Here is a 22,474-nt window from a genome sequence, read left to right on the forward strand (position 1 = left end):
GTCTCAGGCCGGTGTGCCGGTGACGGTGAGGTTGCGCAGTCGGCCGACGTTGTCGAACGAGCCGAAGCCCACCCGCCCCGAGCCGAAGGTGGTGTCCTTCGCGGTCAGCAGCGGGTCCCGGTGCCCGTCGACGTAGACGGCGATCTCGCCGGTGGCCGGCAGGTGCACGAGGCGTACGCGGTGCCAGTCGGCGTCGGTGATCGCCGGGTTGGCGCCACGGGAGCGGCCGTTCCACTGGTGGTCGATGCGCTCCCGGTCGGCGTTGTTGACCTTGAAGATGCCGTTGTGCGGATAGATCGTGTTGTCGGTGGAGAGGTGGGCGTAGTAGAACTCGGTGTCCGAGCGCCAGCCGAAGACGATGATCACGTCGCGGTTGCTGACCTCCACCGGCGTGTCGAGTCGTACCCGAGCGTCGAGGAGGACCGACGACCACGCCGGGCCGGCGGTCAGCACGGCGTACTCGAAGGGCCGGCGCGGGCCCGGCCGGCTCTCGCCGGCCTCGGCGAGGATGACCTGGTCGCGGGTGAACTGCCACTTCGCGGGCGTCACCGGCGCCCAGTTCGCGGCGCCCGAGGTGTGGCGCAGCGTGGTGTCGCCGACGTCGCCGCTGGCGAACTCCCTCGTGCCGGTCACCTTCCAGATCGTGCCGTTGGCCTTGGCGACGAGGTACAGCTCGCCGGCGGCGTCGGTGCCGAAGCGCAGGTCGACCCGGTTGGGGTCGCCGGGGGCGCCCGGTCCGGAGAGGTCCCGCATCCGCACCGGGCCACCCGCGGCGTCGAAGAGCGCGAGCTGGTGGATCGGGGCGAGGCCGTGACCGCGGCGCATCTCGTTCGCCTCGGTGTAGAGCACCCGGCCGTCGACGAGGTCGCCGAAGACGTACTTGCCGCGTAGCGCGGGCACCGCGTGCCCGCGGTAGACGAACCCGCCGGCCACCGCGACGCCGACGTCCGCGGTGCAGTTCCAGTCCGCGGCGGGGTCGTGGTCGTACGCGGCGACGGGGTACGTGTAGCCGTAGCGCTCATCGTCGGCGGGCAGCGGGAACAGCCGGTCGCAGGGGTTGGTGGCCGTCTTGTCGAAGACGAAGGAGCCCTCGCGCTCGCTCCAGCCGAAGTTGTCGCCGGCGCGGACCTCGTAGATCGCCTCGATGGCGTGCTCACCGATGTGCCCGAGGTACATCCGGCCGGTCGCCCGGTCCCAGCTGAACCGGTGCGGGTCGCGGAAGCCCACGGCGTAGATCTCGCCGAGCGCGCCGGCCTGCCCGACGAACGGGTTGTCGGCGGGAATGCCGTACCGGCCGTTGGCCGAGTTGGCGCCTCGCGGGTCGATGCGCAGCAGCTTGCCGTGCGGCAGGCCCAGGTTCTGCGGGTCGGTGTTGCGGACGCCCAGGCCGCCGTCGCCGACGGCGAGGTACAGCAGGCCGTAGTCGCGGTCGTGGCGCTTGGCCGTCGGGTTGAAGTTGATCTCCTGGATGCCGTGCACCTGCCCGCCGAAGCCGATGCGCAGCACCTCCCGGCGGGTGCCGGCGAAGGTGTCGGCGGCCGGGTCGGTGGCCGTCCACTCGGTGATGACGCCGTGGTAGATCGTCCCGGCCTGGGCGTAGTCCGGTGGCGTGGTCGCCGCCGACGCCAGCTCGGTGTGGATGGTGTAGAACCGGCCGTTGACGCCGAACTCGGGGTGGAAGGCGACGTAGCCGAAGCCCTGGCCGAGCCCCCGGCCGGAGAAGAACCGGGGCGCGAACGTCGCCGCCACGTCGAGGTAGACGTGCGGCACGCCGTTCTCGACCAGGTAGAGGTTGCCGTTCAGGTCGGGCACCGCGCGCCGGCCGGAGCCGTCGGGCAGCTCCATGATGGTGTTGATCCGGGCGGTCCGCATGAGCCGTTGGTCCGTCGGCGCGGGGGTCGGGTACGACTGCGGGAAGCGGGCGTACTCGCTCAGGACCAGCCCGAGGCGGGACTGGGTCGGCATCTCCGGGATCGGGTCGTAGACCGCGTCGGCGGCTCGGGCGGGGCCCGCGACCAGGGTGGACAGCACCACCACGAGGGCGGTGAGGCCGGCCGTCAGCGCGGACCGACGTCGCCGCCATCGGCCGGCACGCGCTCGGCGTCGACGCCGTCCTGCCGGACAACGAGGCCGGCGGCCGCGCGCTCGCCGCGCACCTGATGGACCTCGGCCACCGCCGCATCGCGGTCGCCGCCGGCAGCGCCGGCCTCACCACGGTCGCCGACCGGCTCGCCGGCGTGACGTCCGCGCTGCGGCAGCGCGGGCTGCGCCCCGCCGACCTGACGGTCGTGCACGGGGACTTCACCCGCGGCGGCGGACGGGCCGCCACCGAGCAGATCCTCAACGAGCACCCGGAGACCACGGCGATCATCGCGCTGAACGACGCCATGGCGATCGGCGTCCTCTCGACGCTGCGGTCGCGCCGCGTGCCGGTGCCCGCGCGGATCTCCGTCGTCGGCTTCGACGACGTCTCCGTCGCCGCCGACCTCGCGCCCAGCCTCACCACCATCCGGCTGCCGATGACCGAGATGGGCCGTACGGCGCTCACCCTCGCCCTCAAGCCCCGCTCGGCGCGTCCCCGCCGCCGCGGCACCGGCCACCTGCTGGTCGTCCGCGACTCGACCGGCCCCGCCCCGACGACCTGACCGGCGGCAGGGGTGCGGTCAGACCGCCAGGGCCGCCCGGACGTCCCGCTCCGCCGTGACTCCCCCGTCGCCGTCCGAGGTGACCCGACCGGATTCCAGCACGTGGTAGCGGTTCGCCACCCGCAGCGCGAAACCCAGGTGCTGCTCGACGAGCAGCACGCTGAAGCCGGGCTGTCGGGTCAGCTCGACGATCCTCTCCTGGATCTCCGCGACCACCGACGGCTGGATGCCCTCGGTCGGCTCGTCGAGCATCAGCAGCCGGGGCCGGGTGATCAGCGCGCGGGCGATGGCCAGTTGCTGGCGCTGGCCGCCGGAGAGCAGCCCGGCCCGCCGGCGCAGCAGCGGGCGCAGCGCCGGGAACAGGTCCAGCACCTCCGCCGTGGCCACCGCGCCGTCGCGCCGGCCGTCGGCGACCAGGCGCAGGTTCTCCGCGGCCGTCAGGTGCCCGAAGCACTGCTGGCCCTGCGGGACGTACGCCATCCCGCGCTCCACCCGCTCGTGCGGCGCGAGACGGGTGACGTCCTCGCCGTCCAGCTCGACGGTGCCGGCGCTGGGTCGCAGCAGGCCCGCCGCGACCCGCAGCAGGGTGCTCTTGCCGGCGCCGTTGTGCCCGAGCACCGCGGCCACCCCGTCGGGCGGGACGGCGAGGTCCACCCCGTGCAGCACCCTCGAACGCCCGTATCCGGCGTGCACCCCGCGCAGGGTCAGCATCATGCCTCCAGAGGACTGGGGGCCGACCCGGCGGCGACCGGGTGGCCAAGGTAGACCTCCTGCACGCGCGGGTCCGCCTGGACCTGCGCCACCGTGCCCTCGCTGAGCACCTTCCCCGCGTGCAGCACCGTGACGCTGCGCGCGAACCGGCGCAGGAAGTCCATGTCGTGCTCGATCACCACCACCGTGCGGTCCCGGCTCACCGTCCCCAGCAGCGCGCCGGTGGCGTCGCGCTCCTCGTGGCTCATCCCGGCGACCGGCTCGTCGAGCAGCAGCAGCCGCGCGTCCTGCACCAGCAGCATGCCGATCTCCAGCCACTGCTTCTGGCCGTGCGCGAGCGTCCCGGCGAGCTGGTCGGCCCGCCCGGCGAGGCCGATGGTCTCCAGCGCGGCGGCCACCTCGTCGGGAATCCCCCGCCGGCGCCGCGCCAGGGTCACCCAGCTCCGCCGGGCGCCGGCCGCGATGTCGAGGTTCTGCACGACCGACAGCTCCTCGAACACCGTCGACGTCTGGAAGGTTCGCCCGATGCCCAGCCGGCTGATCCGGTGCACCGGGCGGCCGAGCAGCTCCTGGTCGCCGAACCGCACCGAGCCGGTGGCCCGCACCAGACCGGTGACCGCGTCGACGAGGGTGGTCTTGCCGGCGCCGTTCGGGCCGATCAGGAACCGGATGTCGCCGGCCGGCACCTCCAGCGAGACGCCGTCGACGGCGGTGAAGCCGTCGAAGCTGACCCGCACGTCACGGACGGACAGGCCGTCCAGCCGCTCGCCGCTCATGCCGCGCTGGCTGGGCATGCGCTCACGGCCCTCGCTGCGCTCGGTGCGTTCGCTCATGCCGCCGGCACCTCCGTCCGCTCGACGCGACGTCGACCCAGTGGTGACCACCCGCGCCGGCTCGGCTCCGGGCCGCCGTCGCGGCGGCGGGCCAGCGCCCACAGCGACGCCAGGCCGCCGGGAAGAAACGCCACCACGACCACGAAGAGCAACCCTTGCAGGTACGTCCAGGTGCCCGGGAAACGCTCCGACAGGGCGGTACGCGCCCAGGCCACCGCCACCGCGCCGAGCACCGGGCCCAGCAGCGTCGCCCGGCCACCCACCGCGACGCCGATGACGAACTCGATCGACGGGACGATCCCGATCAGCGCGGGCGAGATGATTCCCACCGCCGGCACGAACAGCGCCCCGGCCAGCCCCGCCATACCGGCCGCGACCACGTACGCGACCAGCTTGACCGACGCCGGGTCGTAGCCGAGGAAGCGGACCCGCTCCTCGCCGTCGCGGACCGCCACCAGCAGCTCGCCGTAGCGGCTGTGGATGAGCTGACGGGCCAGCGCGAGCAACGCCAGCAGGACGCCGGCGATGATGAAGTAGACCATCCGCTGGTTGACCGGATCGTCGAGGTCGTAGCCGAAGAAGCCCTCGATGTCGGTGAGCCCGTTGGTGCCGCCCGTGGTGCCCTGCTGCCCGATCAGGAGGATCACCATGGCGGCCGCGAGGGCCTGGCTGAGGATGGCGAAGTACGCGCCCCGCACGCGGCGGCGGAACACCAGCGAACCGAGCCCGAAGGCGACAGCCATCGGCAGCAGCACCGTGGCGGGCAGCGCGAACCACGGGCTGGCGAACGGCCGCCACCACAGGGGCAGTTCGTCGAGCTGCCCGTACAGCTGCATGAAGTCGGGCATCCCACCCGGGCCCGCGTCGGCGAGCTTGAGGTGCATGGCCATCGCGTAGCCGCCCAGGCCGAAGAAGACGCCCTGGCCGAGGGTGAGCATCCCGCCCCGGCCCCAGGCGATCCCGATGCCCACCGCGACCATGGCGACGCAGAGGTACTTGGCGAGCAGGGCCAGCCGGAAGTCCGACAGCACCAGCGGCGCCACGGCGAACAGCAGCGCCGCGCCGAACGCGAAGCCCGCCGCCGCGCGCAGCCGCGACCGGCCCCCCGGCGGGTTCGGCGGTACGGCGCCGGCGGGTGCCGGTCGCACGGCGGTGTCCGGTGGAGCGGGGGTCACGGCGGTCATGCGAGGCTCCTGGTCCGCAGGGTGAACAGGCCCTGTGGCCGCCACTGGAGGAACGCGACGATCGCCACGAACACGATCACCTTGGCGACGCTGAGGGTCGTGAGGTACTCCCCGCTGGCCTGGAGCACCCCGAGGGCGAAGGCGACGATCACGCTGCCCTTGAGTTGGCCGATCCCACCGACCACGACGACCAGGAAGGCGTCGATGATCAGGTTGGTGCCCATGGTCGGGCCGATCGGGCCGAGCAGGGTGAGCGCCACCCCGGCGAGCCCCGCCAGGCCGGAGCCGAGGAAGAACGTCGTCCGGTCGACGCGGGCGGTGGGAATGCCGGACACCGCGGCGAGGTCGCGGTTCTGCACCACCGCGCGGATCCGGCGCCCGAGCGGGGTGAGCCGCAGCGCCAGGGTGAGCGCCGCGACGGCGGCCAGGGCCAGGGCCAGGATGAACAGCCGGTTATTGGCGATGGTCAGCCCGCCGGGCAACGCCACGTTGCCGGTCAGCAGGTCCGGCGCGCGGGTCTGCACGTTCGGGCTGCCGAAGACGTCGCGGGCGAGCTGTTGCAGCATCAGCGACACACCCCAGGTGACCAGCAGGGTGTCCAGCGGGCGCGCGTAGAGCCGGCGGATCAGCAGGATCTCCAGCAGCACACCCATCGTGCCGGCGACCACGAACGCCACCGGCAGCGCGACCAGCAGCGACAGGCCGGCGCCGGTGATGCTCTGCTGCAGGACGTACGTGGTGTACGCGCCGGCCATGATGAACTCGCCGTGCGCCATGTTGATGACGTTCATCTGGCCGAAGGTCAGCGCCAGCCCGAGCGCGATGAGCAGCAGCACCGCGCCGATGCTGATGCCGGTGAAGAGTTGACCGAAGAGGACTGTCACGGTGGGTACTCCGTACTGCTGGTCGGGTGGCCCGGGCGGGCCGCGAGGCGCGCGCCGCCCGAACCGGCGTCGTCAGCTCAGGCCGCTCGCCCACGGGTAGGTCTTGAGGTACGGGTCCGGCGCGACCGGCTTGCCGGAGTTCCACACCTCGGTGATCAGACCGTCGGCGCCGATCTTGCCGATCCGGGCGGTCTTGGCGATGTGCTGGGTCTTGCCGTCGACGGTGACCAGGCCCTCCGGCGCGTCGAAGGTGATGCCGTCGGAGGCGGCGCGGACCTTCTCGACGTCGAACGCGCCGGCCTTCTCGACCATCGCCTTCCACAGGTACACGCTGACGTACGCGGCCTCCATCGGGTCGCTCGTCGGCTTGTCCGCGCCGTACTTCGCCTTGTACGCGGCCACGAACTTCTCATTCGCCGCGCCGGGCGTGGTCTGGTAGTAGTTCCAGGCGGTGAGCTGGCCCTGGAGGTACTGGGTGCCGATGCCCTTGACCTCCTCCTCGGCGATCGACACCGACACCACAGGCATCGCCGCGGCGGTCAGGCCGGCCGACTTGTACTCCTTGAAGAAGGCCACGTTGCTGTCGCCGTTGAGGGTGTTGAACACGGCATCCGCGCCGGACGACTTGACCTTGTTGACGATCGTGCCGAATTCGGTGGACCCGAGCGGCGCGTAGTCCTCACCGGCGACGGTCATCCCGTTCGCCGCCGCGTACGCCTTGATGATTTTGTTGGCGGTACGGGGAAACACGTAGTCACTGCCGACCAGATAGACCGACTTCACCCCCTCGGCCTTGAGGTAGTCGAGCCCGGGAACGATCTGCTGGTTGGTCGTCGCTCCGGTGTAGAAGATGTAGGGCGACTGTTCCAACCCCTCGTACTGGACCGGGTAGAACAGCAGCGCCTTGTTCTTCTCGAACACCGGCTTGACCGCCTTGCGGCTCGCCGACGTCCAGCAGCCGAAGACGGCGGCGACCCGGTCCTCGGAGATGAGCTTCTCGGCCTTCTCCGCGAAGGTCGGCCAGTCCGAGGCGCCGTCCTCCCCGACCGGCTGGATCTTCTTGCCGAGCACGCCGCCGGCCGCGTTGATCTCCTCGACGGCGAGCATGATGGAGTCGCGGACGGTGACCTCACTGATCGCCATGGTGCCGGAGAGCGAGTTGAGCAGGCCCACCTTGACGGTGTCGCCGGAGACGTCGGCGGTGACGCCGGCCGCGCCGCCCTCGTCACTGGTCTTGCTGCCGCACGCGCTCAGCGCGGCCGCGGCGACGACGGTCATGGTGCCCGCCAGGATGCGGCGGCTCCAAAGAAGTGACATCTATTCTCCCTGCGGTGCACTCACGTGACGAATGGACGGTCGGTGCGGTCCGGTGGAGCTGAGTGGGCGATGCCGAGGTCGACGGGTGGACGCCGCCTGTGGTCATCGCATCGGGTACGGGCACGCAAAGCGTCGACCGGCTTGATTGCGTGAGTGTTTCCCAGTCCTTAATTGACTGTTTCCCGCGCCCGTTCGAAGGCGCACACCACAATGGCCGACACCGTCAGTCGGAGACGGCGCCGGCCTTGGGAAATTCCGAGGAAGAATGGCCACCACAATGGTCGGCGAACAGATTGCGCCGACGGTGGACACACATTCGCGGTATCCGGCCTTCGGCCAGATACTTCACACAGGAAGCATCTTAGGGTCGAGCCGGGTGGGGCTGTCAAGGGCCGGAGGCGGCGGTCAGAGCTGGGCGAGCACCGTGAAGTCGAGACCGTCGGCCTCGGCGAGGTAGATCCGCTGGCGCACGTGTCGCCGTCGCAGCCGCAGCCGACCGCGCGGCCCGTGGTACGCCACCGTGTCGGCGGCCGTCTCGATCGCCCGCACGTCGAGGGTGCGGGCCTGCCCGATCAGGGCGGCGAGCAGCATCACGCCCTCGTAGCAGGACTCCCCCAGGCTGCCCAGCGGCGGCGCCTCCACCCCGAACCGGCGGGCGAACTCACCGTGGAAGTCGAGATTCTCCTGGGTCACCAGGCCGGCGAAGAAGCCTGCCGTGCTGTAGAGCCGCCGCGTCGCCCCGACGCCGCTGGCCAGCAGCATGTTCTCGTCCATGAGGGTGCTCAGTCGCAGGCAGCGCTGATCCATTCCGGCGCGGGCGAACGCCCGGTTGAACCGCACCGCGTCGGCGCCGACGAGCAGCATCACCACCGCGTCGGCCTCGCTGCGCTCGATGTGGCGCAGCACGTCGTCGAAGTCGTGCGTCTCCAACGGCAGGAACGACTGCCCCACCACCCGTCCACCGCCACGCAGCGCGTACCGCTGGGCGGCCCGCGCGGTGCGCCGTGGCCACACGTAGTCGTTGCCGACCAGGAACCAGCGGCGTACGCCCTGCTCCCCGGCGAGCAGCCGCATCGCGGGCCACAGCTGGGCGTCCGGCGTCTCGCTGGTCAGGAACACCCCCTCGGTACGCTCACCGCCCTCGTACAGGGCGGTGTAGACGTACGGCACCCGGTGGGCGACCCGGGGCGCCAGCGCCTGCCGCACCGAGGAGATGTGCCAACCGGTCACGCCCTGCACGGCGCCCACCGACACCAGCGCCTCGACCTCGGCGGCCACCTCGGCCGGCGGGGCGCCGCCGTCGACCGGCACCAGCCGCACCTCGCAACCCAGCACCCCGCCACAGGCGTTGATCTCCTCGACCGCGAGCTGGGCGCAGAGTTCGCAGGTCGGGCCGAACATTCCCGCCGGCCCGCGCATCGGATAGACCAGCGCAATGCTGACCACGGCCCGATCGACGGTGAGCCACGGCGGTGCCGGCGCGGACATGAGCACATGATTGCCCGGCCCACCTCGGAAGACCAGAGCTCACCACGGACCGGGACGACTCGGTACCATGGCAGGGCCACCGCACCAGGGAGATCCATGTCAGACGTGCCCGGGGCGCCAGCCGACCTGCTGCGCTCGCTCACCCGCGCCGAACGGCTGCTCTCCCGCCGGTTGGGCGCCGTCCTGGCCGACGACGAGCTGACCACCGAGGCGTGGCGGGTGCTCTGCCTGCTCGCCGACGGTCAGGGTCACCCGATGAGCGAGGTGTCCGTTGAGGCGTCGCTCCCGCCGGGCACCCTCACCAAGCTGGTCGACCAGCTCGTCGACCGCAACCTCGTCTTCCGGCGGATCGACCCCCTGGACCGCCGACGCATCCGGGCCTACCTGACGGCCCGGGGCCGCGGCGAACACGCCCGCCTCGACGAGCGGATCCGGGCCAGCCTCGCCGACCTGGGTGTACCGGCCGACCCCGCCCTGATCGACCACCTCGACGACCTGATCGCCCGCCTCGACCCGACCCGTCGCCGCGACCACGCCGACGCAGCCGGTCCGCGCCACTGACCCGATCTCGGCGGGTCACTCCACCTTGGTGAGAAGCGGCTTACCCTTCTCGACGACGTACGTGGCCAGTTCGACGGCGACGCCGTCGCCGACGTTGCGTGCCTGGTGATGGACGCCGTACGGCACGGTGAGAGCGTCACCGACGTTGCACACCACCGGTGGCTGGCCCTCAAGGGTGTACTCCAGCGATCCCTGGAGTACGCAGATGATCTCTTCGCCGGGATGGAAGTGCTTGAACGGCGGTGAGTCCGGCGTGAATTCCACCCGACTCTGGATGACCTCGCGGCCCTCGATGCTGAGATCGTGTCGCTGGAGATCGACACGCCACAGCCCGGGCGCGCCCTCCACGGCTGTCGGGCTGATGCCCTCGGGGCGATCTTTCCCACTCATCACGGCCTCCTGTGAGCCGTCATCCGAACGGCGGTCGCTCCGGTTGGCACATCCCCTCGAGGATAGGAGGCTCCCCACCCCTGATGGGCCGAGATGCCGAACAACAGGGGTCCACCTACCCGCTGAGGTGGGCGCGCAGGGTGTGCGCGTCGGGGGCGGTCGCGGTCCACAGTGTCGCCGGGCCCCCGGCCAGCGGCAGTCGGGCGACGGTCCCGTCGACCGTCGCCGGCTCGGCGGGCCGCGACGGGTCCACCAGCAGCAACGAGCCGGTGGCCGGCGCCCCGCCGAGCACGGCGGGGCCGGCCCAGCCGGGCGCCTGCGGTCCCACCGCCAACGACTGGCGCAGCAGCGGCCGGCCGTCGTAGTCGACCCGGGTGTGCACGACCGCACCGCCGGGCGACTCGCCGTACCGGCCGCAGATCAACTCGTCCCGCCAGCTCAGCCTCGCCCCGGCGGCCAGCTCGATCCGGGATTCGGCCAGGTGGGCGCAGCCGGCCGCCGCGATGAGCTGCTCGGGCAGCCAGTGCAGCGCTGCGCCGTCGTGGACCACCGCCCGCACCGCCATCCGCGACACCGCGCCGGGCCGGCCGGGCAGGGCGACCGACGCGGCGACGCTGTGCACCCGTACCGCCGCCCCCGGCCCCACGTCGATCTCCAGACGGAGGTCGTCGCCGGCGAGCGGGCCGGCGGCCCCGCCCACGACGTGCACGGTCGCGACGCCACCGTCGCCCGGCGTCTGCCGTAACAGCAGCGGCGTCTCGCCGTGCAGCTCGGTCAGGACCGTGCCGCCCCGGCCGTCGGCCCGGGCCACCAGCCGGGCGAACGCTCGCATCAGGCCGGGCCGGCCGGCGCGGCGACGGGGTGCAGGGCCGCGTGGTGGGCCAACTCGTGGCGGATCCAGTCGGCGACCCGACCTGCCGTCGGGTCGCCGACGATCGACAGGAAGAGGGTCGGGAGGTCGCCGCGCCGGGCCCGCGCGTCCCGGTCCATCACCGCGAGGTCGGCGCCCACCATGGGCGCCAGGTCGGTCTTGTTGATCACGAGGAGGTCAGCGGACGTGACCCCGGGCCCGCCCTTGCGCGGCACCTTGTCCCCGCCGGCCACGTCGACCACGAAGATCTGCCGGTCGACCAGGCCCCGGCTGAACGTGGCGGTGAGGTTGTCGCCGCCGCTCTCCACCAGCACCAGGTCCAGCGGACCGAGCGCCTCGGCCAGTTCGTCCACGGCGTCGAGGTTGGCGCCGATGTCGTCGCGGATGGCGGTGTGGGGGCAGCAGCCGGTCTCCACGGCGCGGATCCGGGCCGGGTCCAGGACGCCGGCCCGCTTGAGGAAGTCGGCGTCCTCGGTGGTGTAGATGTCGTTGGTCACCACGCCGAGCCGCAACTCGTCGGCGAACGCCCGGCACAGGGCGGCCACCAGCGCGGTCTTACCGGACCCGACCGGCCCCCCGATGCCGACCCGCAGCGCTCGGCCCGAGGGTGCCAGCTGCGGGTGCGGGTCCACCCCCGGCTCGGGATGGGTGTGCGGAACGGTCTCGTCGTGCGGCGGCCCGGCAGCGGGTGCAGCGGCGGGTACATCGGTCGGCTCAACAGTGTCAGGACGCAAAGAGACGCACCTCCCAGGTGGCGTGGACCTCGGCAGAGATGTCGGCGAGCGGGGCGGCGGCGGCCGGCAGCCGCTCCGGTGGATCGTCGGCCGCGCGGGCCGCGTCGGCGGCTGTGCCGTCGCAGAGGTCGGCGAGGCCGACCAGCAGGGCCTGGACCTGGTACGGGTCGAGGCCGAGCAGACGTACGCCGGCACTGGCCGCACCGGTCACCGTCCCGTACGCGGCGACCGTTGCGGTCTCGGTGCGGCTCAATCCGGCGGCGGCGCAGAGCAGCCCGAGCACCAGCGGCTGGTGCGCTCCCCCGGGTGCAGCGGGCAGGTCACCGAACGGCGCCTGCGGCCAGATGGCCCGTCCGGCGCGCAGCAGCGCCCGCCCCTGGCGGCGGGACACCGCGCGCAGCGCCGGGGCGGCGGTCCGCGCGTCCAGCTCCGCGTCGAGCCGGGCCAGAGCGTCCGACCGCGCGGCCGAATCGGCCGGCGCACGCGACCGGTCCGCGGAATCGGCTGGCGCACCCGGCCGGCCGGCGGGGTGGCCGCGTCCGAGCGACCGTGCGGTGGCCTGGGCTGGTTCGGTTGCGGTGCCGCAGGCTGGCAGCGCCACCCGGTGTGCCGCCGCCGCGAACGCCGCGCCGACCAGCCCGGCGGTGGTCAGCCGGCCGACCAGGAACGACTCCAACGAGGCCAGGTCGCTGACCCGGCCGGCGGCGACGGCCGCCTCCAGGCCGCCGGAGTGCGCGTGCGCGCCGGCCGGGAAGCGCCCGTCGGCCAGCAGCAGGAGCAGGCTCGACGTCGCCATCAGAACAGGAAGTACCGCTGGGCCATCGGCAGGTGGGGCACCGGGTCCGGCTCCACCACCTCGCCGTCGATCCGCACGGTGAAGGTGTCCGGGTCCACCTCGATGTGCGGCATCGCGTTGTTCTCCGGCAGGTCGGCCTTGCCCCGGGACCGCACGTCGGCGACCGGCACGACCCGCCGCCGCACGTCCAGGCGCAGTCCGGCGTCCAGGGCCGCCGGCGCGACGAACGTCAGACTGGTGGCGGCCGCCGCGACCCCGTACGCCCCGAACATCGGGCGCGGCAGCATCGGCTGCGGGGTGGGGATCGACGCGTTGGCGTCACCCATCTGGGCGTACGCGATCATGCCGCCCTTGAGCACGAGGTGCGGTCGTACGCCGAAGAACGCCGGGTCCCAGAGCACCAGGTCGGCGAGCTTGCCGGGCTCGACCGAGCCGATCTCCCGTTCCAGCCCGTTGGCCATCGCCGCGCAGATGGTGTACTTCGCCACGTACCGTCGCGCGCGGTGGTTGTCGGCCGCGCCGTCGCCCGGCAGCGTGCCCACCCGCTCCTTCATGACGTGGGCGCTCTGCCAGGTCCGCAGGATCACCTCGCCGACCCGGCCCATCGCCTGCGCGTCCGAGCCGATGATGGAGATCGCCCCGAGGTCGTGCAGCAGGTCCTCGGCGGCCATGGTGGACGGTCGGATCCGGCTCTCGGCGAAGGCCAGATCCTCCGGCACGGACGGGTTGAGATGGTGGCAGACCATCAGCATGTCCAGGTGCTCGGCGAGTGTGTTGCGGGTGTACGGGCGGGTCGGGTTGGTCGACGACGGCAGCACGTTCGGCTCGCTGGCGACCGTGATGATGTCCGGCGCATGCCCGCCTCCGGCTCCCTCGGTGTGGTACGAGTGGATCGCCCGCCCGCCGATCGCGCGCAACGTGTCGGCCACGAATCCGGCCTCGTTGAGGGTGTCGGTGTGGATCGACACCTGGACCCCGGAGGCGTCCGCCACCCGCAGGCAGGCGTCGATCGCCGCCGGGGTGGTGCCCCAGTCCTCGTGCAGCTTGAAACCGCCCGCGCCGGCGCGTAGCTGCTCCCAGAGCGCCTCTTGCGAGACGGTGTTGCCCTTGCCGAGCAGCAGCACGTTGACCGGCAGCGTGTCCAGCGCCTCGTGCATCCGGGCCAGGTGCCAGGCGTTGGGCGTGACCGTCGTGGCCCGGGTGCCCTCGGCAGGGCCCGTGCCGCCGCCGACGAGTGTGGTGACGCCGCTGGCGAGCGCCTCGGTGACGATCTGCGGGCAGATGAAGTGCACGTGGGTGTCGACGGCGCCGGCGGTGAGGATCCGGCCGTTGCCGGCGATCACCTCGGTGGCCGGGCCAATGACCAGGTCGGGGTGGACGCCCGGCATGGTGTCCGGGTTGCCGGCCCGGCCGAGGGCGACGATCCGCCCGTCGCGCAGCCCCACGTCGGCCTTGACCACACCCCAGTGGTCGAGCACGACGGCGCCGGTGATGACGGTGTCGAGGGCTCCTTCGGCGCGGGTGGCCCGCGACTGCCCCATCGACTCGCGGATCACCTTCCCACCGCCGAAGACGGCCTCGTCGCCGCCGACGCAGTGGTCGGTCTCCACCTCGATCAGCAGGCTCGTGTCGGCCAGCCGGATGCGGTCACCGGTGGTGGGTCCGTACAGGTCGATGTAGCGGTCCCGCCGCACGGCGCTCATCGCGCCAGCCCGTCGCTCGTCGGCGCGTCTGTGGTCGGCGCGGGCGGGGACGCGTCGTCCAGCGGCCCGGCGCACTCCCCGCGCAGGCCCGGCACGATGCGCGCGCCGCCGAGCGGGACCAGGTCCACGCTGCGGCTCACGCCCGGCTCGAAACGGACCGAGGTGCCCGCCGGTACGGCGAGGCGCTGCCCCCAGGCCGCGACCCGGTCGAAGGTCAGGGCCGGGTTGGTCTCGGCGAAGTGGTAGTGCGAGCCCACCTGCACCGGCCGGTCGGCGGTGTTGACCACGACCAGGGTGGTCACCGGCCGGCCCGCGTTGATCTCGACCGGGTCGGCCGCCGGCAGGATCTCCCCGGGGATCACGGGATCGGGTGGTGCACCGTCACGAGCTTGGTGCCGTCCGGGAACGTCGCCTCCACCTGCACCTCCCTCAGCAGCTCGGGGATGCCGTCCTGGACGTCGTCGCGGCCGAGCACGCTCCGACCGGCCGACATGAGGTCGACCACCGACCGACCGTCGCGGGCGCCTTCGAGCAGGAAGGCGGTGATCATCGCGACGGCTTCGGGGTAGTTGAGGCGCAGGCCGCGTTCGCGGCGGCGGCGGGCGACATCGGCCGCGACGTGGACGAGCAGGCGGTCCTGCTCGTGCGGGCTGAGGAACACGGGACTCTCCGGTGGGGATCGGCGTGTCCGGCTCGCCGTCGGCTCCGTACGGAGCCGCGCCGGGCAGCAGTCACCCGGGGACGAGCTGGAGTCACACGACCGCCGGAACCACAGTCGACGGGGTGGCCCGGGACTCCACCATCCCGGCCCGCGCGACGGGCATCCGGCGGTGTCCGGTCGGATGCGGACCGCACCGCCCACCGCTTGAGCAGACCGTAGAGGATCGTCACCGGCCGGGGCAACAGTCCGTTCGGGATCAGCGGCGACGCCACGGCCCGTCGGATAGCCGACTCGCCCCCGCGCATCCTGGCGGTGTGCGGCACCTGGCGCACGAGCGCGTCGATGGGATCATGACAGCGCGGGTCCGTCCCGTCGTCCCGCCCACTCCCGCGCGGTCGCGCGGCGTCCATAGTGGAGGCAGGTCTTGGGAGAGTCGGCCACGCCGCCCGCAACGAGCGGCGGCAGCGGCAGCGGCGATCACCGGATCCGGACGCTCGCCGTGATCGGCGTGGTGGCCAACGTCCTCGGTGTGGTGACCGCGGTGGAGAGCGTGCTGCGCCGGGACGTGCTGCTGTTCGTCCTCACCCTCACCGCGGTCCTGCTGCTCGCCGGGTTCTGGCTGTGGTATCGGCGGACCCGGCTCGCGGTCGCGCTGCTGACGCTGGGCTGCCTCATGCTCGGCGGTGTCGTGGCGACCCAGCTCAACCGCCAGTCGACGTCGCCGCCCACCGCCGGCGCCCCGACGGGGACGTCGGCCGCCGCGCCCCCGCCGACCACCGGCCCCGCCACGCCGTCCGCGAGCCAGGCCACCCCGACCACCGGGGGTACGACGGCGACGGACCCGGACACCCCCCGCACCCTCGTGGACCGGAACGTCGTGCTGCCCCGCGCCGCCGCGGTCGACGTCGACCGGCCCGACCAGCAGGTCGTCGCGCACCACTCGAACGGTGCGACCGACGGGCTCGACCTCTATCACGACTGGGGGCAGGTGCGCTCGGACAACATCCAGGTCGCCAACCCGCCGAACGTGTACCCGTACTCCGGCGGCAACCCCGCCCAGGCGTACGCGGGCTGCGTCGCGTCGGCCACCGGATCGGCGCGGCCCTCGTTCACGCCCGGCGCCGACTTCTGCTTCCGTACCTCGGAGGGGCGGATGGGGTTCGCCACCATCACCACCACCCGGGCGGATCAGGCGTTCGTCGTCCATGTCGTGGTGTGGGACGCCACGGGCGCCTGACGCTCGGGCTGTCGACGGGTACGGGTACTCATTCCCGCGCGAGCCATTGCGGGAGATGATCGCGCGATGACGGCGACGAGGCGTACGCACGCACTGTTCGGTGCGGTGTTCCTGGCGGTGGCCACGGTCGGGGTGTGGCTGCTCTGGCTGGGCTGGGACACCGGTTACACGGTCGACGCGCGGACCGGCGCGACCAGCGGCCCGTACGAGCCGTGGCAGGTGATCGGCTGCGTGCTGACGCTCGTGCTGCTGGCCGCCCTGGCCGCGTGGCGACTCAGCCCGTGGCTGGTGGCCCCCGTGATGACTGTCGCGTTCACCGCTGCCTGGTCACGCCAGGCCGCGTCGCGCGACGACAGCGGGCTGTGGGTCGTCGGGGCGGTTCTGGTGCTGGTCGGGATGGCGGTGGGCAGTACGGCGGTGAGCCTCGCCGTACGCCGGGTCGCCCGTGGTCGGGTCGGCCGTTCCGCCTAGGACGGGTCAGCGGGCCGCCACGGGCTCCCGTGCCGGGCGGGGTGTCGACGTCCCGGCGAAGGGGATGTCGACGGCGTCCGCCGGACCCGGTTGGCCGTCGGGGTGCCGCCACAGTCCGCGCTCGCGCAGGATCGGCAGGACGCCCTCGCCGAACCAGTACGCCTCCTCCAGGTGCGGATAGCCGGACAGGATGAACTCGTCGATGCCGAGCGCGTGGTACTCGGCGATCCGGTCGGCGATCTCGCGGTGGCTGCCGACGAGCGCCGTGCCCGCGCCGCCCCGGACCAGTCCGACGCCGGCCCACAGGTTGGGTGAGACCTCCAGGCTGTCGCGGGAGCCGCCGTGCAGGTCGAGCATCCGGCGCTGCCCCTCGGACTCGCTGCGGCGCAGCCCGTCCTGCACGGCCCGGATGTCGGCCTCGGCGATGCCGTTGAGCAGGCGGCGGGCCTGTGCCCACGCCTCGTCGGCGGTGTCCCGGGCGATGACGTGCAGCCGGATGCCGAACCGCAGCTCCCGGCCGGCGTCGGCGGCCAGCGCCCGCACCCGGTCCAGTTTGTCGGCGACCTGGGCCGGCGGCTCGCCCCAGGTGAGGTAGACGTCGCTGTGGCGTACCGCCACCGGCAGGGCGGCGGCGGACGAGCCACCGAAGTAGACCGGCGGCGCCGGGTCGGGCAGCCGGTGCAGCCGCGCCTGCTCGACGCGCAGGTGCGCGCCGTGGTGGTCGACCGTCTCACCTCGCCACAACGCGCGGACGACGTGCAGGAACTCGTCGGCCCGCGCGTACCGGGCGTCCTTGTCCAGGAAGTCGCCGTACGCCCGCTGCTCCTGCGACTCGCCGCCGGTGACCACGTTGAGCAGCAGGCGGCCCCGGGACAGCCGCTGGAACGTCGAGGCCATCTGGGCGGCGAGGGTGGGTGAGGTCAGGCCGGGCCGGAAGGCCACCAGGAACCTGAGGCGTTCGGTGACCTCGGTGAGCATCGCCGTGGACAGCCAGGCGTCCTCGCACCACGCGCCGGTCGGGGTGAGCGCGCCGACGAAGCCGAGCTGCTCGGCGCTGCGGGCGATCTGCCCGAGGTACGCCACGCTGGCCGGGCGAGCGCCGCCGGCCGCCCCGGTCGGCACGCCGTGGCCACCGCCGACGATGTCGCGGCTGTCGCCGTTGGTGGGCAGGAACCAGTGGAAGGTGAGGGTCATCGGGGCTCTTTCCTCCAGTACGCGGCGGAGCGGGTGCGGGCGGCGCGCGCGGTGAGGCGGCACCTCCTGAGGGGTGGGACGATCCCGCCGACAGCCTACCCATAAAACCTATCGGGTTAGTAGGCTACCGCCCACGGTCACCCACGCCGGTCGATGCGGCCCGGCACACCTGCTCGATCCAAGGAGCCGCCATGCGCACCCCCTCGACGAGTCATTCCCCGCGTCGCCGTCTGCTGACGGCCGCGTTCACCGCCGTGGTCCTGCTCGCCACGGCGGGCGTGAGCGCCTGCGGCGGGCCCGCCGACGCCGGAGGCGACGCGGGCAAGCTACGGGTCGGCTACCAGCGCTTCGGAGGGCTGAGCCTGGTCAAGGCCCGCGGTGGCACCCCGAGCGTCGAGTGGTCGCTGTTCGAGAGCGGGCCGGCCCTCACCGAGGCGCTCAAGGCCGGGTCGATCGACATCGGACAGGTCGGCGAGGCGCCACCCGTCTTCGCCGCCGCCGGAAAGATCCCGTTCTCGATCATCGGCACCTCGGCGCCGATCCCGCAGGGCGAGGCGGTGCTGGTCAAGGCCGACAGCGGCTACCGCAGCTTCGCCGACCTCAAGGGCAGGACGATCGCCCTCAACAAGGGCTCCAACGTGCACTGGCTGCTGGTCCGGCTGCTGCAGGCCAACAAGATGACGTTGGACGACATCAAGGTCAAGTACCTCAAGCCGGCCGAGGGGCGGCCCGCGTTCGACAGCGGGCAGGTCGACGCCTGGGTGATCTGGGACCCGTACTTCGCGCTGGCCGAGCAGCCGGGCGTCCGGGTGCTCGCCGACGCGACCGGCCTGGCCAGCAACCGCGAGTACGTGCTGGCCGCCCCCGACGCGGTCGCCCAGCGCTCGGACGACATCCGGGCGTTCCTGCGGCGCTACCGCGGGGTGACCGACTGGGGCATCGCGAACCCGCAGGAGCGGGCCAGCACGCTGGCGCCGGAGCTGAAGATCCCGCAGGACGTCACCAGCCGCGCCCTGGACCGCAGCGCCAAGCCGCTCGCCCCGATCACCCCGGCCATCGGCGACGAACTCCAGGCGATCACCGACAGCTTCATCGCGCTGGACCTCATACCGGGCCCGGTCGACATCAGGAGCCGGCTGGACGACCGCTTCAGCGCGGTGTTCCAGTGAGCCGTACACCTCTGCTGGAAACGCCGCCCGAGGCCGCGGCCGTCGCGCCGCCCGACCCCCGCCGCCCCCGGCCGACCCGGCGGTGGCGGCGGCTGGTCAGCCCGGTCGTGCTGGTGCTGGGCTGGGAACTGGCCGCCCGGACCGGGGTGCTGGCGCCGGAGAAGCTGCCCGCGCCGAGCGACGTGCTGGCCACCGGCTGGCGACTGTCCCGCGACGGAACGCTCGCCGTCCACCTCGTGGACTCCCTCACCCGGGCCGGAGCGGGGCTGCTCATCGGCGGCGTCCTGGCGCTGGTCCTGGGCACGGTGGCCGGGCTGCTGCGACTCGGCGACGACCTGGTCGACCCGCCGGTGCAGATGGCCCGGATGCTGCCGCACCTGGGCCTCGTGCCGCTGCTGATCATCTGGGTCGGCATCGGTGAGTCACTGAAGATCAGCCTGGTGGCCCTGGGCGCGTTCTTCCCCATCTACTTCAACACCTACGCCGGCATCCGGGACATCGACGAACGGTTGGTGGAGGCGGCCCGCGCCTGCGGGCTCGGGCAGGCCGCCCGGCTGCGCCACGTGGTGCTGCCCGGCGCGCTGCCGTCGCTCTTTCTCGGCCTGCGCCTCGCGATCGGGGCGGCCTGGCTCAGCCTCGTCGTCGGCGAGCAGGTCAACGCCCAGACCGGCATCGGCTTCCTGATGATGGAGGCGCGGGAGTTCAGCCAGACCGACGTCGTGGTCCTCGGCCTGCTCGTCTACGCGCTGCTCGGGCTGATATCCGACCTTGCCCTGCGCGTTGCGGAGAGGAGGATGTTGACATGGCGACGCGGACTGCGGGCCACCTGATCGGCGCGACCCCGGTGCTGACCGCCCACGCGATCCGCCGGTCCTTCGGGCCGACGGTCGTGCTGGCCGGGGTCTACCTGACCATCGCGCGGGGCGAGGTGGTGGCCCTGCTCGGCGGCAGCGGCTCGGGCAAGAGCACCCTCCTGCGCATCCTCGCCGGCCTGGACGGCGAGGCCACCGGGGAGACCGTCGTACACGGCACCGCCGCAGTGGTCTTCCAGGAGCACCGGCTGCTGCCCTGGAAGCGGGTGGCGGCCAACGTCGGGCTCGGCCTGTCCGGCCCGGACACCGCCGGGCGGATCGATCGGGCGTTGCGCGAGGTCGGGCTGGCCGAGCGGCACCGGGCCTGGCCGGCCGAGCTGTCCGGCGGGCAGGCGCAGCGGGTGGCCGTCGCGCGCGCCCTGGTCCGCGAACCGGACCTGCTGCTGCTCGACGAACCGTTCGGCGCCCTCGACGCGCTCACCCGGCTGCGGATGCAGGTGCTGCTGCGCCGGCTACGCGCCGAGCACGGCTTCGCCGCCCTGCTGGTCACCCACGACGTGGAGGAGGCGCTCCTGCTGGCCGACCGGATTCTGCTCCTCGACGACTGCCGCATCGCCGCGGAGTTGCCCGTCGACCTGACACCCACCCGTACGCCGGACGACCCGGGCTTCGGCGCGCTGCGCCGCCACCTGCTCGACCGACTCGGCGTTCCCACCACCTGAGGAAGCGGAGACCCGATGACCCGCTGGACCCCCGACCCCACCTTCTACCCGTCACCCCGCGAGGCGGCGACCGCGCCGGCGGAGAAGCTCGCCTACGTGGCCGCCTTCGACCGTACGGCCAGCCGCCCGGACGCCATCGCGGTGCTGGACACCGATCCCGACTCCCCCGACTACGGCCGGGTCGTCGGCTGGACCGACCTGCCGTACGTCGGCGACGAGGTGCACCACTTCGGGTGGAACGCGTGCAGCAGCGCGCTCTGCCCGACCGCCCCGCACCCGCACGTCGAGCGGCGCTACCTGATCGTGCCCGGCCTGCGCTCGTCGCGAATCCACGTTCTCGACACGCAGCCCGACCCGCGCCAGCCGCAGGTCGTCAAGGTGGTCGGGCCGGAGGAGCTGGCGAAGCGGGCCGGCTACTCCCGGCCGCACACCGTGCACTGCGGCCCGGACGGCATCTACCTCTCCGCCCTCGGCGGCGCGGACGGCGAGGAGGGTCCGGGTGGCATCGCCATCCTCGACCACACCACGTTCGACGTCCGCGGGGCGTGGGAGGCCGACCGGGGGCCGCAGTTCCTGGCGTACGACGTGTGGTGGCACCTCACCCAGGACGTGCTCGTCACCAGTGAGTGGGGCACCCCGTCCATGATCGAGGACGGGATCATCGGTGAGCTGCTGCTGGGACGGCGCTACGGCCATGCGATCCACTTCTGGGACCTCGCGAAACGCCGGCACGTGCAGCGGGTCGACCTGGGTGATCAGTACCAGATGCCGCTGGAGTTGCGCCCGGCGCACGATCCGACGAAGTCGTACGGGTTCGTCGGGGTGGTGATCAGCGTCGAGGACCTGTCCGCCTCGGTCTGGCTGTGGCACCGCGACGGGGACGCCTGGGCGGTCACCAAGGTGATCGACATCCCGGCCGAGCCGGCCGACCCGGCGGATCTGCCCGACCTGCTCAAGCCGTTCGGCGCGGTGCCGCCGCTGGTGACCGACATCGACCTGTCGGTGGACGACCGGTTCCTCTACGTCTCCTGCTGGGGCACCGGTGAGCTGCGCCAGTACGACGTCAGCGACCCGCTGCACCCGGTGCAGACGGGCTCGGTGCACCTCGGCGGGATCGTCCGCCGGACCGCGCACCCGTCCGCACCGGACGAGGCCCTCGCGGGTGGGCCGCAGATGGTCGAGGTGAGCCGCGACGGCCGGCGCGTCTACGTCAGCAACTCGCTCTACGGCGCCTGGGACGACCAGTTCTATCCCGACGGGGTGGGCGCCTGGCTGGCCAAGCTCGACGTCGACGTCGAGGGCGGCGGGCTCACCCCCGACGAGCGGTTCTTCCCGCACGGCGAGGAGTTCCGAGGGCTGCGCGTGCACCAGACGCGACTGCAGGGCGGGGACGCGTCCTCCGACTCGTACTGCTTCCCGTGACCCTCGCGACCCTGGCGACGCTGGCGGCGCTCGGCGCGTTCCACGGTCTGAACCCGGCGATGGGGTGGCTGTTCGCGGTGGCCCGGGGCCTGCAGGAGCGCAGCCGGGCGGCGCTGCTGCGCGCCCTGCCGCCGATCGCGGCGGGGCATCTCGCCTCGGTGGCGATCGTCGCCGCCCTGGTCACCGCGACCAGGTCGGTGACGGCGAGCACGGCCCTGGCGGTGGTCGGCGGCGTGCTGCTGGTCGGCTTCGGGTTGTGGCGGTTGCTCTCCGAGCGGCACTTTCGCTGGGCGGGGATGCGGCTGTCCGCGGCACAGCTCGCCGGCTGGTCGTTCCTCATGTCGTCGGCGCACGGCGCGGGGCTGATGCTGCTGCCGGTGCTGGTCGCCGAGCCGGTGCCCGGAGGTCACTCCGGGCACCTGGCCGCCGCGCCGGTCGGTGCGCTGCCCGGGTTGGCCGCGGCGGGCGTGCACACCGTGGCGATGCTCGGCACCGCCCTGGTCGTGGCGGTGCTGGTCTACCAGGTGCTCGGGGTCGGGGTGCTGCGTCGGGCGTGGTTCAACGTCGATCGGCTCTGGGCCGGCGTGCTGGTGGCCGCCGGGCTGGTCACCCTGCTGCGGGCGTAGACCGACCATCGTGGACGGTCGAGATCTGTGATCTCATGTCGCC

At 72.9% G+C, this 22,474-nt stretch carries 24 protein-coding genes; 9 read left to right on the forward strand and 15 right to left on the reverse strand.

Annotation, left to right across the window (positions count from 1 at the left end; all coding sequences use genetic code 11):
- Positions 1–3 precede the first annotated feature (3 nt).
- Positions 4–2,034, reverse strand: coding sequence for a PQQ-dependent sugar dehydrogenase (locus ABZT87_RS21385; RefSeq protein WP_355137615.1), 2,031 nt, complete (start codon positions 2,032–2,034; stop codon positions 4–6).
- 122 nt (positions 2,035–2,156) lie between these two features.
- Between ABZT87_RS21385 and ABZT87_RS21390 the strand changes: the two genes are divergently transcribed.
- Positions 2,157–2,645: a substrate-binding domain-containing protein gene (locus ABZT87_RS21390; protein ID WP_355137778.1), complete on the forward strand. Its 489-nt coding sequence runs from the start codon at positions 2,157–2,159 to the stop codon at positions 2,643–2,645.
- Positions 2,646–2,663: 18 nt separating this feature from the next.
- Here the strand turns inward: ABZT87_RS21390 and urtE are convergent, their stop codons facing one another.
- The 6 genes from urtE to ABZT87_RS21420 all read right to left on the reverse strand — a co-directional run bounded on the left by urtE (position 2,664) and on the right by ABZT87_RS21420 (position 9,062).
- Positions 2,664–3,359, reverse strand: coding sequence for an urea ABC transporter ATP-binding subunit UrtE (urtE, locus tag ABZT87_RS21395; protein WP_355137617.1), 696 nt, complete (start codon positions 3,357–3,359; stop codon positions 2,664–2,666).
- Complete coding sequence (gene urtD, locus ABZT87_RS21400; RefSeq protein WP_355137619.1) at positions 3,356–4,189, reverse strand: urea ABC transporter ATP-binding protein UrtD; 834 nt, start codon at positions 4,187–4,189, stop codon at positions 3,356–3,358. Before urtD ends, urtE begins: the two co-directional genes overlap by 4 nt.
- Positions 4,186–5,373 carry an urea ABC transporter permease subunit UrtC gene (gene urtC, locus ABZT87_RS21405; protein WP_354860656.1) on the reverse strand — a complete coding sequence of 396 codons (1,188 nt, stop codon included), beginning with the start codon at positions 5,371–5,373 and terminating at the stop codon, positions 4,186–4,188. Before urtC ends, urtD begins: the two co-directional genes overlap by 4 nt.
- The gene (urtB, locus tag ABZT87_RS21410; RefSeq protein WP_355137621.1) at positions 5,370–6,257 is read right to left on the reverse strand and encodes an urea ABC transporter permease subunit UrtB; all 888 of its coding nucleotides are present in this window, start codon (positions 6,255–6,257) and stop codon (positions 5,370–5,372) included. The genes urtC and urtB overlap by 4 nt, the downstream gene beginning before the upstream one ends.
- 72 nt (positions 6,258–6,329) lie before the next feature.
- Positions 6,330–7,574, reverse strand: coding sequence for an urea ABC transporter substrate-binding protein (urtA, locus tag ABZT87_RS21415; protein WP_355137623.1), 1,245 nt, complete (start codon positions 7,572–7,574; stop codon positions 6,330–6,332).
- A gap of 405 nt (positions 7,575–7,979) precedes the next feature.
- Positions 7,980–9,062 carry a substrate-binding domain-containing protein gene (locus ABZT87_RS21420; protein ID WP_355137625.1) on the reverse strand — a complete coding sequence of 361 codons (1,083 nt, stop codon included), beginning with the start codon at positions 9,060–9,062 and terminating at the stop codon, positions 7,980–7,982.
- A gap of 96 nt (positions 9,063–9,158) precedes the next feature.
- Here ABZT87_RS21420 and ABZT87_RS21425 point away from each other — a divergent pair, with 96 nt between their 5' ends.
- Positions 9,159–9,623 (forward strand): MarR family transcriptional regulator, encoded by a 465-nt coding sequence (locus ABZT87_RS21425; RefSeq protein WP_355066514.1) that lies wholly within the window; start codon positions 9,159–9,161, stop codon positions 9,621–9,623.
- A 15-nt stretch (positions 9,624–9,638) separates the two neighbouring features.
- Here the strand turns inward: ABZT87_RS21425 and ABZT87_RS21430 are convergent, their stop codons facing one another.
- The 7 genes from ABZT87_RS21430 to ABZT87_RS21460 form a co-directional block, all read right to left on the reverse strand.
- Positions 9,639–10,013 (reverse strand): cupin domain-containing protein, encoded by a 375-nt coding sequence (locus ABZT87_RS21430; RefSeq protein ID WP_354860647.1) that lies wholly within the window; start codon positions 10,011–10,013, stop codon positions 9,639–9,641.
- Positions 10,014–10,128: 115 nt separating this feature from the next.
- Positions 10,129–10,845 (reverse strand): urease accessory protein UreD, encoded by a 717-nt coding sequence (locus tag ABZT87_RS21435; RefSeq protein WP_355066513.1) that lies wholly within the window; start codon positions 10,843–10,845, stop codon positions 10,129–10,131.
- Positions 10,845–11,618, reverse strand: coding sequence for an urease accessory protein UreG (ureG, locus tag ABZT87_RS21440; protein WP_355137627.1), 774 nt, complete (start codon positions 11,616–11,618; stop codon positions 10,845–10,847). The genes ABZT87_RS21435 and ureG overlap by 1 nt, the downstream gene beginning before the upstream one ends.
- Positions 11,608–12,414: an urease accessory UreF family protein gene (locus ABZT87_RS21445; RefSeq protein WP_355137629.1), complete on the reverse strand. Its 807-nt coding sequence runs from the start codon at positions 12,412–12,414 to the stop codon at positions 11,608–11,610. The genes ureG and ABZT87_RS21445 overlap by 11 nt, the downstream gene beginning before the upstream one ends.
- On the reverse strand, positions 12,414–14,117 hold the full coding sequence (locus ABZT87_RS21450) for an urease subunit alpha (protein WP_355137631.1): 1,704 nt from the start codon (positions 14,115–14,117) through the stop codon (positions 12,414–12,416). Before ABZT87_RS21450 ends, ABZT87_RS21445 begins: the two co-directional genes overlap by 1 nt.
- Positions 14,114–14,479, reverse strand: coding sequence for an urease subunit beta (locus ABZT87_RS21455; RefSeq protein ID WP_355137633.1), 366 nt, complete (start codon positions 14,477–14,479; stop codon positions 14,114–14,116). The genes ABZT87_RS21450 and ABZT87_RS21455 overlap by 4 nt, the downstream gene beginning before the upstream one ends.
- A complete protein-coding gene (locus ABZT87_RS21460) occupies positions 14,476–14,778 on the reverse strand; it encodes an urease subunit gamma (protein WP_354860532.1) in 303 nt (100 codons plus the stop codon). The genes ABZT87_RS21455 and ABZT87_RS21460 overlap by 4 nt, the downstream gene beginning before the upstream one ends.
- A gap of 424 nt (positions 14,779–15,202) precedes the next feature.
- Between ABZT87_RS21460 and ABZT87_RS21465 the strand changes: the two genes are divergently transcribed.
- Together ABZT87_RS21465 and ABZT87_RS21470 are read left to right on the forward strand one after the other, a co-directional pair.
- Complete coding sequence (locus tag ABZT87_RS21465; protein ID WP_355137635.1) at positions 15,203–16,015, forward strand: hypothetical protein; 813 nt, start codon at positions 15,203–15,205, stop codon at positions 16,013–16,015.
- Between the two features lie 66 nt (positions 16,016–16,081).
- Positions 16,082–16,486 (forward strand): hypothetical protein, encoded by a 405-nt coding sequence (locus tag ABZT87_RS21470; RefSeq protein WP_355137637.1) that lies wholly within the window; start codon positions 16,082–16,084, stop codon positions 16,484–16,486.
- Positions 16,487–16,492: 6 nt separating this feature from the next.
- On the opposite strand, the gene ABZT87_RS21475 is transcribed toward ABZT87_RS21470, so the two are convergent.
- Positions 16,493–17,680 (reverse strand): LLM class flavin-dependent oxidoreductase, encoded by a 1,188-nt coding sequence (locus ABZT87_RS21475; protein WP_355137639.1) that lies wholly within the window; start codon positions 17,678–17,680, stop codon positions 16,493–16,495.
- Positions 17,681–17,871: 191 nt separating this feature from the next.
- On the opposite strand from ABZT87_RS21475, the gene ABZT87_RS21480 reads away from it, so the two are divergent.
- The 5 genes from ABZT87_RS21480 to ABZT87_RS21500 are packed head-to-tail and all read left to right on the forward strand — an operon-like array spanning position 17,872 to position 22,431.
- Positions 17,872–18,849: an aliphatic sulfonate ABC transporter substrate-binding protein gene (locus tag ABZT87_RS21480; protein ID WP_355137641.1), complete on the forward strand. Its 978-nt coding sequence runs from the start codon at positions 17,872–17,874 to the stop codon at positions 18,847–18,849.
- On the forward strand, positions 18,846–19,679 hold the full coding sequence (locus ABZT87_RS21485; protein WP_355137643.1) for an ABC transporter permease subunit: 834 nt from the start codon (positions 18,846–18,848) through the stop codon (positions 19,677–19,679). Before ABZT87_RS21480 ends, ABZT87_RS21485 begins: the two co-directional genes overlap by 4 nt.
- A complete protein-coding gene (locus ABZT87_RS21490) occupies positions 19,652–20,383 on the forward strand; it encodes an ABC transporter ATP-binding protein (RefSeq protein ID WP_355137645.1) in 732 nt (243 codons plus the stop codon). The genes ABZT87_RS21485 and ABZT87_RS21490 overlap by 28 nt, the downstream gene beginning before the upstream one ends.
- A gap of 15 nt (positions 20,384–20,398) precedes the next feature.
- On the forward strand, positions 20,399–21,805 hold the full coding sequence (locus tag ABZT87_RS21495) for a selenium-binding family protein (protein ID WP_355137647.1): 1,407 nt from the start codon (positions 20,399–20,401) through the stop codon (positions 21,803–21,805).
- Positions 21,802–22,431: a hypothetical protein gene (locus ABZT87_RS21500; protein ID WP_355137649.1), complete on the forward strand. Its 630-nt coding sequence runs from the start codon at positions 21,802–21,804 to the stop codon at positions 22,429–22,431. The genes ABZT87_RS21495 and ABZT87_RS21500 overlap by 4 nt, the downstream gene beginning before the upstream one ends.
- The last annotated feature ends 43 nt before the right edge of the window (positions 22,432–22,474 follow it).

This window comes from Micromonospora sp. NPDC005237 (assembly GCF_040607775.1).
Lineage (GTDB): Bacteria > Actinomycetota > Actinomycetes > Mycobacteriales > Micromonosporaceae > Micromonospora.